We start from the raw sequence: 13,601 nt of genomic DNA on the forward strand, positions 1-13,601 counted from the left end.
GGAAGGCTTCAATATGAATATTGTCGATGGCAATGAAGTATCTGTTTCGTCTGAATCTACTTGTAAGTCGTGCACAAGCGATAAAGCATTTGCTTTTAAGCGTGTATTAGTTGCAGGTCTTGGAGTTTCTGGTCGTGGCGCAGCTGAGGTTTTGTGCGCTGTTGGATCTGAGCCTGTGACTGCAGACGAAAATAAGCCTGATGCCGATATACATGATTTTTCAGCAATAGACTGGTCTAAAATCGATGCTGTTGTTACATCTCCAGTATTTAACCCTCGCACGCCATTTTTGCAAGAAGCTGCATCGCGCAATATTCCAATAATGAGCGAAGTTGAATTAGCATGGCGCTTGCGCGTACCTTCTAAGCGCACGAATAAACCTGCTTATTGGATTGGCGTTACTGGCACAAATGGTAAGACTTCTACTACAGAAATGACTTCTGCAATGCTAACCGCTTGCGGATTAAATGCTCCAGCTGTGGGAAATATTGGAAAGTCTGTGTCACATGCTGCTTTGGAATGTGAGCATGATGCCTTATGTGTTGAATTAAGCTCTTTCCAATTGCATTTCACTGATTCTTTAGCTCTTGATTGTGCTGCTATTACTAATATTGCTGCTGATCATTTAGATTGGCATGGTGGCATGGAAGCGTACGCTCGTGACAAGTCAAAAGTATTTAATAATGTGCAAAAAGCTTTGGTTTACAATGCTCAAGATGAGCGTGTAAGCAAATTGGCAGATTGTGCACAAGTTGCTGATGGCTGTAAAAAGATTGGTTTTACGTTAGAAGAGCCTAAAGATGGTGAAATTGGCGTAAAAGATGGTTGGATTGTAGATAACAGCGGTGTTGCTGGAGGAACTAAAGGCACTCTAAAACCTATTGTCGAATTGCGTGAGCTAAAACATCTGTGCGAGCCTGATGGCAGTGTGTATCCGCATTTATTAGCTGATGCTCTTACTGCGTTAGCGTTAGCTTTAGGTTTAACTGGTGACGTAGATTCTTCAGTTCGTGCTTTACGCGAGTTTGCTCCTGGAGGTCATCGCATTCAAACAGTTGCGACTTTGATGTCTGAAGATGAAAATCCTTCGCATTGTATTAGATTTGTAGATGATTCTAAAGCAACTAATGCTCATGCTGCTTGTGCATCTTTAGCTAGTTTTGCTAATAATTCGGTTGTTTGGATTGCTGGCGGTTTAGCTAAAGGTGGTCATTTTGAAGATTTAATTGCAAACCAACTTCATGTGATTAAAGCAGTTGTTGTTATTGGAATAGATCAACGTCCAATTGTTGAAGCTCTTCACAGTTCAGCTCCTCACATTCCAGTAACTATTGTTTCACAAGATGGTTCTTGCGCTAAATCATATGATTGCGTTGATGACTTAGTTTGTGAGTATATTGAGAATACTTCGCTTGTAAATCCTGATTCTTCATTCGGTGAGGCTGTTATGCGTCAAACTGTAGAAGCTGCTGGGCGTTATGCTAAGCCTGGTGATGTTGTTCTGCTTGCTCCTGCTTGTGCCTCTATGGATCAATTTGTTTCGTACGCCGATCGCGGCAATCGTTTTGCTAAAGAATCTCAACGATGGGTGCATAATCATGGTATTCAACAGTAATAAGCCTAAAAAGTTTTTGCGTTCATTAGCGTGCAAAGTCTCAGAAGTTATTATGGAAGATCATATTGAAACAGATTCAGATTCTTCTCATTCTTCCCAAAAGCAAAAATTTGAATCTTTTAAAAAATCTATTAGAACTTCAGCAAGTAAAGTAGGCGAGTCCGTAAGCAAAGCAGGAGCGTATGCAAGCAAAGCGGGTAAGGAATTAGGCAAATCTGTAGGAAAGTCTGTAAGTAAGTCCGTAAGTAGTTCTGTTACTAAAGTTGGCAAATCTGTAGGTTCTTCTTTAAATGAATCTGTAAAATTTGTAAAAGATGTAAAGAAGTCGAAAGCTGCGAAACCAGCGAAACCAGCAAAGCTAGCGAAACCAGCAAATACAGCAAAGCCGGCAAAGTCAATCAAATACGCAAAATTAGCGCATACTGTATCTGGAATATTTTCCTCGAAAAAAGACTACTCAAAAAACTCGTTAGAGCGCAAAACTCAAGATTCAGAATTAAAGAAATACGTTGGCTTGCGCAGTTTAACTAACCCACTGTGGTGCTTATACGGCATGAGAGTATCAGTGGTTATACTGTCGATTTTCGGCTTATTTATGGTGTTTTCTAGTTCTTCAGTAACTATGATCACCTACGGAATTGCACCTTGGGGTCAAGGCGTAAACCAAACAATGTATTGCGTTTTAGGCTTAATTGGCTATATTTTCGCTTCTCGACTTCCAGTTACAGTTTATAGACGATACGTTGCTGTTATTTACATTATTTCTGTTATTGCACAGTTCTTAACATTTGTTCCAGGTTTACGACGTGAAGTTAATGGTAATGCTGGTTGGATTGCTTTCGGCCCTATGACTTTGCAGCCTGCAGAAATTACAAAACTTGCATTATGTATTTGGCTTCCAGTAGCTTTGATTGCTGCAAAACAAGCATATGAGCGTGTGCAAATGCGCGCGTATATTCCTGTAGCAGCAGGACTTGGCGTATCGTTGTTGCTTGTTATTGCAGGTAAGGATCTTGGTACTGCTTTAATTATTATTCTTATTGCACTTATAGCTTTCTACTTAGGTGGATTCCCAACAAAATGGCTTGTTGGAAGCATATTTATTGCTTGCATAATGGTTGCTCTTTTGGTTTTAACAAGCCAAAATCGTATGCGACGTATTCTTGCTACTTTGCACGGATGTGATGCAAAATCAGCTAAAGGCGTTTGTTTCCAAGCAATTCACGCTCAATATGCAATGGCTTCTGGTGGACTATTAGGCGTTGGCATCGGAAACTCTCGTGAAAAATGGAATTATTTGCCTTACGCTCACAATGACTTTATTTTCGCTATTATTGGCGAAGAGATGGGCTTTTTGGTTGCAGCAGCAGTGATTTTGCTATACGTAATTATTGGTTGGTGCATACTATCTTCAGCATTAAAAGCGAAATCGCAATTTATTTCAATCACATTAATGTGTATTGCAACGTGGATTGTAGGCCAAGGATTAGTTAATATTCTTGTTGTTGTGCAAATACTTCCGGTTATGGGAGTGCCTATGCCGTTTGTGTCCGCAGGTGGTTCTTCGCTTGTTATGTGTTTGGTCGCAATTGGCGTAGCTGATGGTCTTATGCGTTCCAATCCGCAACTTACTATATCGAAGTAGTAAGTATTTACAACTTTTTATAATATGAAAGTTATAACAAGGGTAGTGAAATGAAATTTGATAATGCTATTGAGCATGAAGTGCATATTGTTCTTGCAGGCGGGGGCACTGCAGGTCATGTCAATCCTTTGCTTTCTGTCGCAAACGCTATTAAAAAGCTCAATCCTGAAGCGTTAATTAGTGTAATTGGCACAGAAGTTGGTTTGGAAAAAAGTCTTGTTCCGAATGCAGGGTACGAACTTGACACTATAGAAAAAGTGCCGTTCCCGCGTAAGCCAAATCTAGATGCAATTAAGTTTCCAATTCGATGGATGCGCGAAAAACGCAAAGTGCGAAATATACTAGCCGCTAGAAAAGCAGATATAGTAGTGGGCTTCGGTGGCTATGCTTCTGCTCCAGTATATTCTCAAGCTCATGCGCAGCATATTCCTATTGTGATTCACGAGCAGAATGCTAAATCTGGAATGGCAAATCGCTTGGGCGCAAGTTGGGCTGATGCTGTTGGAACAGTTTATGGGAATACTGATTTGCGCACACGAAAAGGTGTCAAAGTTGAAAGAGTTGGTTTACCTCTTAGACCTGCTATTTCTCAATTGTGTGAAAGATTAGAAAAAGATTATGATTCCGCTCGCGTTGAAGGTGCGCAAAAACTTGGCGTTGACCCTAAACGTCCAATTATTCTTGTTACTGGCGGATCTTTGGGTGCAAAAAGCATAAATCAAGCTGTTGCTGCAGCAGCAGGAGATATTTTAAAACATGCGCAAGTAATTCACTTAACTGGTCGCGCAAAAGCGGAAGAAGTGCGAAATATAGTTGCAAAGCAAGTAGGCGAATCGCAAATAAACGATATTAAACCAGAGCATGCTGGCTGTGGCGATTATCATATTGCAGAATATCTAGAGCGTATTGATTGGGCTTTTGCTTGTGCAGATTTAGTTATATGTCGTGCAGGAGCTGGAACGGTTGCAGAAATTTCTGCACTTGGCTTACCTGCTGTATACGTGCCATTGCCTATTGGCAACGGCGAGCAGCGTTTCAATGCTGAGCCTGTAGTAAATGCAGGGGGAGCAGTAATGGTAAATGATGCTGATTTCAATGCAAAGTGGTTTATAGATGAAGGATTAGCTTTATTGCAAAACAAAAAGCAATTACAAGCTATGCGTACTAAATCTTGGAATTATGGTATTCGTGATGCTGCAGACGTTATGGCGAAGCATATTCTTGAAATCGCAAAAGAAGGCAGAAAGTAATGACTAATCTTAATAGCAATACAACTTCATTTCATAATAATATTGATTTAAACCCAGTAAAATCAGCATTTGATGATTCGCAAACAATTTCAAAATTAGGTCGAGTGCATTTTATTGGTATTGGTGGAGCTGGAATGAGTGTTCTGGCAGAAATGTTGCATGAAGAGGGGGTAAGCGTAAGTGGATGTGATCGCGAAGCAAATGATCACACTCAACGCTTGGAAGAATTAGGTATTGAAGTAGAAATTGGACAAAGTGCTTCACACGTTGAGCATGCAGATGTACTCGTGTATTCAAGCGCTATTAAACCGAGCAATCCGGAGATTATGGCAGCACATGAGCGCGGCATAAAGCTTGTTCATCGCAGCGATATTCTTGCGTTATTATTATCTGCAAAAACTGGCGTGACTGTTGCTGGAGCGCATGGTAAAACAACTACTAGCTCACTTCTTTCTCATATATTAACTGTGGCTGCAGCAGGCGATTTGGCTGATCCAAGCTACGCAATCGGCGGATCTATTCAAGCCGCAGACGGAACAGTTTTAGACGGTGGTCATGCTGGCAATGGAATTGTTATGGTTGCTGAAGCTGACGAATCTGACGGAAGTTTTGAAAAATACAGCCCAAGTATTGCAATCGTAACAAATGCTGAAGCAGATCACTTGGATCATTATGGCTCTAGTGAACGATACAGAGAAGCATTTGTTGAGCACGTAAGTCATGCTATTAATAACGTAATAATTTGTGCAGAAGACGAAGGTGCTAGAAAAGTACTTGAAGCTATGCCGGATAATATTTTAAACAAAACAATTGCTTACGGTAATTTGGATACTTGGAGCATGAAAGTCAGCTCGCGCGTACAAAAATTAGCTATGTTCGCAAGTATTGAGCATGAAAATGAGCAAGCTGTAAGTGGTCGAGAAATGTTTACGCTTGTATTGCCAGAAAAAATTTTGGATGAACATGCTAAATGTTCGAATAAGGTGCAAGTTAGCTTGTTAATACCAGGTTTGCATAATGCGCTTAATGCTTCTGCAGCGATTGTTGCTGCAGTATTGCTCGGTATGAATCCAGAAGATGCGGCTCGTGGTGCAGAAAGCTTCCGAGGTGCGTCTCGTCGTTTTGATATTCGTGGATGTGTTGATGGTGTGACAGTTGTGGACGATTATGCTCACCATCCAACTGAAATAGCTGCACTATTGCGCGCTGCGCGAAGAAAGTACACTTCTTCTACTCTTCGCGTGCTGTTTCAGCCTCATTTGTTCTCCAGAACGCAGGCTTTTGCTAGTGAGTTTGCAAAATCTTTGGCTCTTGCAGACGACGTAATTGTTACAGGAATTTTCCCAGCTCGCGAAAAGCAGGAAGATTTTCCAAATATTAATGCTGAAACTATTGTTAAAGCTGCAAAATTGCAGAATCTTGATGTAAAAATTGAAGCGGTTGACGATATGCGCGAAGCTGCGTTGAAACTGGCTTCGCGTGCAAAATCTGGTGATGTGCTGCTTACAGTTGGTGCAGGAAGTATTACTGCTATGACGTCTGTTATGCTAGAAGCATTGTAGTGCTTTGAAATTAAGCGATTAAAATATAAATAGATTATTACGAGAGGTAATTATGGGTCGCGTGAGGTCAAGCAAATCGTACGATGCTGATGCAAATAATTCGCATCGTCGTACCGTTTCAAGTCTTAATATTGCGCGTACTGAAGAGTCTCGTAGTAATAAATCCAGCAGCATTACGTCTCGTAGCAGTGCGTCTCGTAGTGCTGAATTGCTTAATAATGAATTGCGTAGTGGTGTAGCTCGTGGTGCGAAATCTAATATCGGAAAATCTAATATAAAAAAATCTAGTATCAAAAAAACGCGTGATGAAAAAATTCATATTTCTAAACCTAGATCTGCTTCGTCGTTGCGCAAAGACCAGCGTTTTCAAAGGCATATAATCAGCCAAAACACATCGCAAATACGAGTAGCTGATATCAATGAAAAAAATCATCAAGGTAAGTTTGTTGACGCTAGACTTTTGCCGAAGCTTGATTTTGTAAGAAAAACTTTAAGTCAAACTTCTGGTTCTCTTGGAATGATTACTCGTCCTAGAATAATTAATTTTCGAGAGCGTTTGAAAGAACGTAAATCTGCTTATTTGCAATTTACTGTTAAACGAATTCTTGCAATTCTTGCAGTGATTGCTTCTGTTTCAGCGATTGTTTGGTTTTTATTCTTCTCGCCAGTTTTTCTTCTTAAGTCTAACGATATAAGTATTTCTGGTTCTAACGAGTGGGTGAGTGAGCAAAAAATTGCTTCAATTGCGTCAACTCAGGTTGGTAAATCGCTATTTTTAGTTTCTTCTCAAGAAGTAATTAACCAACTTAACGATATTCCTGGTGTAACTGAAGCAAAAGTTTCTAAGAATTTCCCTAATGGTTTGCATGTTTCTGTACATGCGCAACGTCCTGCAGCAATGCTCAAAACTCGAGATAGCAATAAATTAACTGCTGTTGACGCTAAAGGTCGCGTGTTAAATGCCGTAGCTCAAGTTCCAACGCAAGGAATACCTGTTATCGAAGTTTCAAATGTGCAAAGAAGTTTGAATAATAGAGCGGTACTTGAAGCTGTAAAAATTGTTAGTTCACTTTCGGAATCTTTGCGAGCTAGAGTTACGAAAGTTAGTGCAAAAACTCAAGATTCTGTCGAAACAGAATTAGGGGATGTTAAAAAAACTATCATATGGGGCAATTCGTCTCAGATTGAGTTAAAGAAAGCTATTGTTGCCAAGATTATTGATGATCCTAGTAAAATTGGCAATAAACGCAGCTTAGATGTGTCTGCTCCTGTGCGTCCAATTCTTAAATAGGGTTTTAAAACTTTATTAATTGCATTGTCAAGATTAGGTGTATAATAGCAATTTGTGTGTGCCAACAACGTGCCTTATGTTATAGGCGTGTTGGTTGGGATATCCCAAGTGCCAAAGATAGCGCGCAGTAATGTGTGGCTGGAGGTGCGAGGGCCATCGGGCCGGTGGACTGTGGCTTTTACTCTTTAACCGATTCTTTGGTTATGGTGTGCTGCAGTGTGGCGGTTTTCACCAAATAGAAGATAACAATGAATCGGAGAACTTAAGTTGCCTACGATTGAACAACTTGTCCGTAAAGGACGTCAGGCCAAGCCGAAAAAGTCAAAGACTTTGGCCTTGAAGGGTAGCCCGCTGCGTCGTGGCGTATGCACCCGTGTATACACCACCACTCCTAAGAAGCCAAATTCCGCGCTTCGTAAGGTTGCTCGTGTGCGCCTCAGCTCTGGTATTGAAGTAACCGCCTATATTCCAGGCGAAGGTCACAACTTGCAGGAGCACTCCATCGTGCTCGTGCGTGGTGGCCGTGTGAAGGATCTCCCAGGTGTGCGTTACCACATCGTGCGTGGCGCATTAGATACCCAGGGTGTCAAGGACCGCAAGCAGGGTCGTTCCCTGTATGGAGCAAAGAAGGCGAAGTAAAACATGTCACGTAAAGGACCTGCAAAAAAGCATCAACTGCTTCCTGATCCAATCTACGGCTCGACCGTCGTGGCTCAGTTGATTAACAAAATCCTTCTCGATGGTAAGAAGTCCATCGCAGAAAACATCGTCTACACCGCTCTTGAGCAGGTGAAGGCAAAGACCGAGCAGGAGCCAGTTTCTGTATTGAAGCGCGCTCTTGATAACATTCGTCCAAATCTTGAGGTTCGTTCTCGCCGCGTTGGTGGTGCAACTTATCAGGTTCCAGTCGAAGTTAAGCCTGCTCGCGCAAACACTCTTTCCCTCCGCTGGCTTACTGACTTCTCACGCGCTCGTCGTGAAAAGACTATGGCTGAGCGCTTGGCCAACGAAATTCTCGATGCCTCCAATGGCTTGGGTGCTTCCGTGAAGCGCCGCGAGGATACCCACAAGATGGCAGAAGCAAACAAGGCTTTTGCTCACTATCGCTGGTAATCCACAAGATAATCGGTATCTTAAAGAGCTAAGGATAAGAATATGGCACAAGATGTGCTTAACGACCTGAATATGGTTCGTAATATCGGCATCATGGCGCACATTGATGCTGGTAAGACTACTACCACCGAACGTATTCTTTATTACACTGGTAAGAACTACAAAATCGGTGAAACTCATGATGGTGCTTCTACCATGGACTTCATGGCTCAGGAGCAGGAGCGCGGTATTACTATTCAGTCTGCTGCAACTACCTGCTTCTGGAAGCGTCAAACTCATGACGTTGATGACCGCTATCAGATCAACATCATCGATACCCCAGGTCACGTGGACTTCACCGCTGAGGTGGAACGTTCCCTTCGCGTGCTCGATGGTGCTGTAGCAGTTTTCGATGGTAAGGAAGGTGTGGAACCTCAGTCTGAAACCGTGTGGCGTCAGGCAGATAAGTACAGCGTTCCACGTATTTGCTTCATCAACAAGATGGATAAGCTTGGCGCTGATTTCTACTATTCCGTCAAGACCATCAAGGAGAAGCTCGGTGCAACTCCACTCGTTATTCAGCTTCCAATCGGTGCTGAAAACGACTTCGTTGGCGTTGTTGACTTAATTCGTATGAAGGCTTACGTCTGGAATGACGTTAAGGACGATATGGGTGCTCACTATGACACCGTTGACATTCCTGAAGATTTGCAGGAACGTGCAGAGCAGTATCGTGCTGAACTTATGGATCAGGTTGCTGAAGCTGACGATGAGCTGGTTGAGAAGTACCTCGAAACTGGCGAACTTACTGAAGAAGAAATGCGCGCTGGTATCCGTAAGCTTACCATTGAGCGTAAGGCATTCCCAGTAACTTGCGGTTCTGCATTCAAGGATAAGGGTGTTCAGCCAATGCTGGATGCTGTTGTCGACTTCCTCCCAAGCCCAGAAGATGTTCCATCTATTAAGGGCTTCAAGCCAGGCGACGAATCTGTTGAAATTGACCGTAAGCCAGTTAATACAGATCCATTCGCAGCATTGGTATTCAAGATTTCAACCCATCCATTCTATGGCAAGCTCGTGTTCGTGCGCGTTTATTCTGGCGAAGTAAAGCCAGGCGATTCCGTGTACGATTCCACGAAGTCCAAGAAGGAACGCGTTGGTAAGATTTTCCAGATGCATGCTGATAAGGAAAATCCTGTAGATTCAGCTGAAGCTGGTAACATCTACACCTTCGTTGGTTTGAAGAACGTCAGCACTGGTGATACTTTGTGCGACGAAAAGAACCCAATTTCTTTGGAATCCATGACATTCCCAGATCCTGTTATTGAGGTTGCTGTGGAGCCAAAGACGAAGGCTGATCAGGAAAAGATGAGCTTGGCTTTGGCTAAGCTTTCTGACGAGGATCCTACATTCCAGGTTAAGACCGATGAGGAATCTGGTCAGACTTTGATTTCCGGTATGGGCGAGCTTCAGCTTGACATTATCGTTGATCGTATGCGTCGTGAGTTCAAGGTCGAAGCGAATGTTGGTAAGCCACAGGTTGCTTACCGTGAGACGATTCGTAAGGCTGTTATGAACCAGGAATACACTCACAAGAAGCAGACCGGTGGTTCTGGTCAGTTTGCAAAGGTTTTGATGAACTTCGAACCTCTCGACACAGAATCTGGCGAAACCTACCAGTTTGTCAACGAAGTTACCGGCGGCCACATCACCAAGGAATTCATTCCTTCAATCGATGCAGGCGTGCAGGAAGCTATGGAATCCGGCGTTTTGGCTGGCTTCCCAGTTGTGGGTGTAAAGGCAACCGTCACCGACGGTCAGACTCACGATGTCGATTCTTCGGAAATGGCCTTCAAGATTGCAGGTTCCATGTGCTTCAAGGAAGCTGCTCCTAAGGCTAATCCGGTAATTCTCGAACCAATTATGGCTGTCGAAGTCCGTACTCCAGAAGAGTACATGGGCGACGTCATGGGCGATTTGAACTCTCGTCGCGGTAACATCCAGTCTATGACTGATGCCACTGGCGTGAAAGTTATCGACGCCAAGGTGCCGCTGAGCGAAATGTTCGGCTACATTGGCGATCTTCGTTCCAAGACTCAGGGCCGCGCAATGTTCACCATGCAGATGGACTCTTACGCGGAGGTCCCGAAGGCCGTTTCGGACGAGATTATTAAGGCTCAGCGCGGCGAATAAAGCGCACGCTACTTCGGTGTTTTCTGTCCCCGGTCAACGCTAGAATTTCCTACGTTGACTGGGTTCTGGCACCGAAGTGGCACCTAACCCAGAAACCCAGTAATATGTAGCGAAAGACCTCTCACAAATGTGTGAGGCAAACTACGAGACGTCCAGGAGGACAAACACATGGCAAAGGAAAAGTACGAGCGTACTAAGCCGCATGTTAACATTGGTACCATTGGTCACGTTGATCACGGTAAGACTACCTTGACCGCGGCTATTTCTAAGGTGCTGCATGGCGAGTATCCAGATCTGAACCCTCAGTATGACTTCGATCAGATTGATGCCGCTCCAGAAGAGAAGGAACGCGGCATTACCATTAACATCGCACACATCGAGTATCAGACCGCTGAGCGTCACTACGCTCACGTGGACGCTCCAGGCCACGCTGATTACGTGAAGAACATGATCACCGGTGCTGCTCAGATGGATGGCGCAATCCTCGTGGTTGCTGCTACCGATGGTCCTATGGCTCAGACCCGTGAGCACGTTTTGCTCGCTAAGCAGGTCGGTGTCCCGAAGATCCTCGTTGCTTTGAACAAGTGCGATATGGTTGATGATCCAGAACTTATCGACCTCGTCGAAGAAGAGGTTCGTGACCTCCTCGAAGAAAACGGCTTCGATCGCGACTGCCCAGTCATCCGCACCTCTGCTTACGGTGCTTTGCATGATGACGCTCCAGATCACGAGAAGTGGGTAGAGACCGTCAAGGAGCTCATGAAGGCTGTTGACGAGTACATCCCAACCCCAACTCACGATCTTGACAAGCCATTCTTGATGCCAATCGAAGATGTGTTCACCATCTCCGGTCGTGGTACCGTTGTCACCGGTCGTGTTGAGCGTGGTAAGCTCCCAATCAACACCCCAGTTGAGATCGTTGGTTTGCGTCCAACTCAGACCACCACCGTTACCTCCATCGAGACCTTCCACAAGCAGATGGATGAGGCCGAGGCTGGCGATAACACTGGTCTTCTTCTCCGTGGTATCAACCGTACCGATGTTGAGCGTGGTCAGGTTGTGGCTGCTCCAGGTTCTGTGACCCCACACACCAAGTTCGAAGGCGAAGTTTACGTCTTGACCAAGGACGAAGGTGGCCGTCACTCGCCGTTCTTCTCCAACTACCGTCCACAGTTCTACTTCCGCACCACCGACGTCACCGGCGTTATCACCTTGCCAGACGGCGTTGAGATGGTTCAGCCAGGCGATCACGCAACCTTCACTGTTGAGTTGATTCAGGCAATCGCAATGGAAGAGGGCTTGACCTTCGCAGTTCGTGAAGGTGGCCGTACCGTTGGTTCCGGTCGTGTGACCAAGATTCTTGCCTAGTATTTTTTCTAACTGAAAAATATTAGCTAAGGCTTAATAAAGACCCCGCGAGGAAACTCGTGGGGTCTTTTGTTGTATGCGCTTGTTTTATCAGCGCGACGACCTGCTTGAGCGCGCGATTTAGCGCGCGAAAGCAATTCGGAGCGCCGAGCTTGCTTAGAGTTGAAAGCACGGTGTGCTTTCAACGCAAGCGAGGTCTGCCTTCGTCAATAAAGACGAAGGCAGGGCAGATTAGTGGGGTAGTGTTCTCTTGTTTGGAGTGTTTTGGTGGGTTTGGAGCTCCAATCGCGGGATTTGATGCTCACGTTGGCGCGACGACCTGCTTGAGCGCTGCGATTTAGCGCGCGAAAGCAACTCGGAGCGGAAACTCGCTTAGGTTGGAAGTCCGGGGGACTTCCAACGCGAGTTTCGTAAGCGAGCGCGTTACCCGCGTGAGCGCCACTGTTTTTTCGTTACTGGTGCAGTTTGTGTTCTGCGTTAGTGTCTGTCTCTGGTAGGTGATTTGAGAAGTGTGTGAGAGATGGGTGTTAGTAACGCTCGGCACTGTTAACGCGTTCGCGTTTGGAGTACAGAGAGCATAATAAAACCCTGCCAAATACTAATCTGGCAGGGTTAAATAGCTAAGCAACTAACACACGTATGTTAGTTTTAGTATTGCTAATCTCTATTATCTCCAAGCAACTCTAGCAAGTAGATGAACATGTTAATGAAGTCCAAGAACAGCTGGAATGCGCAGAAAATAGATACTTTCTTAACCATTTCAGGCTGATTTTCATATTGTGCAAGTAATGCGCGAGTTTGCTGAGCATCGTAAGCTGTTAAACCTGCAAAAATAACGATGCCAATTCCAGCCATAAGACGCATTGTTCCAGTATCTTGCCCAATAAACGAAATAATAATTTGCGCAACAACGAATACAAGTAATGCAACCATTAAAATTGGACCAGCTTTAAGCAAATCCTTTTTTGTAGTAAGTGCAAGCATTGTCAAGCACAGGAAGAATCCTGCAGTTAAAGCAAATACTAATGCCACAGATCCAAGGCTAAATACTTGAAAGACTGAGCTTAAAGTAAATCCTGTTAAAGCAGCATAAGCATAGAACAAAACTCGTACTGTTGTCTCACTCATTTTCATTAAGCGTGTTCCAAGAACAACTGCTATCACAACCTGAGCAATTGCCAACATTATCCAACCCCATCCGCGGGTTGCAAACATAAATCTAAGCCAGAAATTACCGCTCTGAGTGAACAGTGCCACAAGAGTTGTAACAATCAATCCAAGCGTCATTTCGCCATAAGTGCGTCCTACTGAAACTCTTTTTGCTTCTTCAAAAGCATATGTTGCCTGAGTGTCAATAACTTCAGGAGCACCGCTTCTGTAATAATCTTGAGTAAAGTTTGTCATTATTTCTCCTTAACAGCTATGAAATAAAACGCTGTCAAGACAACGTTCTCACATAATTATAATTAAAGCATCTGGGAAAATGCTAAAAAAATACAGCATAATTTATACGTTCGTACAATAAGCTGGTTTTAATCTTGCATAAGATTACGCCTAATATGGCATAAGCTTGCGCTTCGTATTT

10 protein-coding genes are annotated in these 13,601 nt (G+C 43.9%); 9 read left to right on the forward strand and 1 reads right to left on the reverse strand.

Annotated elements, in window-relative coordinates:
- The first annotated feature begins 13 nt into the window (after nt 1-13).
- The 9 genes from murD to tuf all read left to right on the forward strand — a co-directional run bounded on the left by murD (nt 14) and on the right by tuf (nt 12,016).
- A complete protein-coding gene (murD, locus tag HXT48_RS01695) occupies nt 14-1,615 on the forward strand; it encodes a UDP-N-acetylmuramoyl-L-alanine--D-glutamate ligase (RefSeq protein ID WP_076003025.1) in 1,602 nt (533 codons plus the stop codon).
- Between the two features lie 433 nt (nt 1,616-2,048).
- Entirely contained in the window at nt 2,049-3,260 is a 1,212-nt protein-coding gene (locus HXT48_RS01700) for a peptidoglycan glycosyltransferase FtsW (protein ID WP_233186349.1), read from the forward strand.
- A gap of 50 nt (nt 3,261-3,310) precedes the next feature.
- Nucleotides 3,311-4,510: a UDP-N-acetylglucosamine--N-acetylmuramyl-(pentapeptide) pyrophosphoryl-undecaprenol N-acetylglucosamine transferase gene (locus tag HXT48_RS01705; RefSeq protein ID WP_076003024.1), complete on the forward strand. Its 1,200-nt coding sequence runs from the start codon at nt 3,311-3,313 to the stop codon at nt 4,508-4,510.
- Nucleotides 4,510-6,072 carry a UDP-N-acetylmuramate--L-alanine ligase gene (gene murC, locus HXT48_RS01710; RefSeq protein ID WP_102155663.1) on the forward strand — a complete coding sequence of 521 codons (1,563 nt, stop codon included), beginning with the start codon at nt 4,510-4,512 and terminating at the stop codon, nt 6,070-6,072. Before HXT48_RS01705 ends, murC begins: the two co-directional genes overlap by 1 nt.
- A 52-nt stretch (nt 6,073-6,124) precedes the next feature.
- Nucleotides 6,125-7,363 (forward strand): cell division protein FtsQ/DivIB, encoded by a 1,239-nt coding sequence (locus HXT48_RS01715; protein WP_064621565.1) that lies wholly within the window; start codon nt 6,125-6,127, stop codon nt 7,361-7,363.
- 267 nt (nt 7,364-7,630) lie between these two features.
- A complete protein-coding gene (gene rpsL, locus HXT48_RS01720; protein ID WP_003813881.1) occupies nt 7,631-8,002 on the forward strand; it encodes a 30S ribosomal protein S12 in 372 nt (123 codons plus the stop codon).
- A gap of 3 nt (nt 8,003-8,005) precedes the next feature.
- Complete coding sequence (gene rpsG, locus HXT48_RS01725; RefSeq protein WP_012914396.1) at nt 8,006-8,476, forward strand: 30S ribosomal protein S7; 471 nt, start codon at nt 8,006-8,008, stop codon at nt 8,474-8,476.
- A 42-nt stretch (nt 8,477-8,518) separates the two neighbouring features.
- Nucleotides 8,519-10,648: an elongation factor G gene (fusA, locus tag HXT48_RS01730; RefSeq protein WP_004107409.1), complete on the forward strand. Its 2,130-nt coding sequence runs from the start codon at nt 8,519-8,521 to the stop codon at nt 10,646-10,648.
- Between the two features lie 168 nt (nt 10,649-10,816).
- Nucleotides 10,817-12,016 carry an elongation factor Tu gene (gene tuf, locus HXT48_RS01735; RefSeq protein ID WP_004118785.1) on the forward strand — a complete coding sequence of 400 codons (1,200 nt, stop codon included), beginning with the start codon at nt 10,817-10,819 and terminating at the stop codon, nt 12,014-12,016.
- 657 nt (nt 12,017-12,673) lie between these two features.
- Here tuf and HXT48_RS01740 read toward each other — a convergent pair.
- Entirely contained in the window at nt 12,674-13,420 is a 747-nt protein-coding gene (locus HXT48_RS01740) for a Bax inhibitor-1/YccA family protein (RefSeq protein WP_004108493.1), read from the reverse strand.
- Nucleotides 13,421-13,601 lie beyond the last annotated feature (181 nt).

Origin of the sequence: Gardnerella sp. KA00127 (genome assembly GCF_049244125.1) — a bacterium.
GTDB lineage: Bacteria > Actinomycetota > Actinomycetes > Actinomycetales > Bifidobacteriaceae > Bifidobacterium > Bifidobacterium swidsinskii.

Bases quoted from the DNA above. Each gene is read 5' to 3' on its own strand.
- murD (WP_076003025.1), top strand. From the start codon at position 14: ATGAATATTGTCGATGGCAATGAAGTATCTGTTTCGTCTGAATCTACT.
- murC (WP_102155663.1), top strand. From the start codon at position 4,510: ATGACTAATCTTAATAGCAATACAACTTCATTTCATAATAATATTGAT.
- HXT48_RS01715 (WP_064621565.1), top strand. From the start codon at position 6,125: ATGGGTCGCGTGAGGTCAAGCAAATCGTACGATGCTGATGCAAATAAT.
- fusA (WP_004107409.1), top strand. From the start codon at position 8,519: ATGGCACAAGATGTGCTTAACGACCTGAATATGGTTCGTAATATCGGC.
- HXT48_RS01705 (WP_076003024.1), top strand. From the start codon at position 3,311: ATGAAATTTGATAATGCTATTGAGCATGAAGTGCATATTGTTCTTGCA.
- HXT48_RS01740 (WP_004108493.1), bottom strand. From the start codon at position 13,420: ATGACAAACTTTACTCAAGATTATTACAGAAGCGGTGCTCCTGAAGTT.
- tuf (WP_004118785.1), top strand. From the start codon at position 10,817: ATGGCAAAGGAAAAGTACGAGCGTACTAAGCCGCATGTTAACATTGGT.
- rpsG (WP_012914396.1), top strand. From the start codon at position 8,006: ATGTCACGTAAAGGACCTGCAAAAAAGCATCAACTGCTTCCTGATCCA.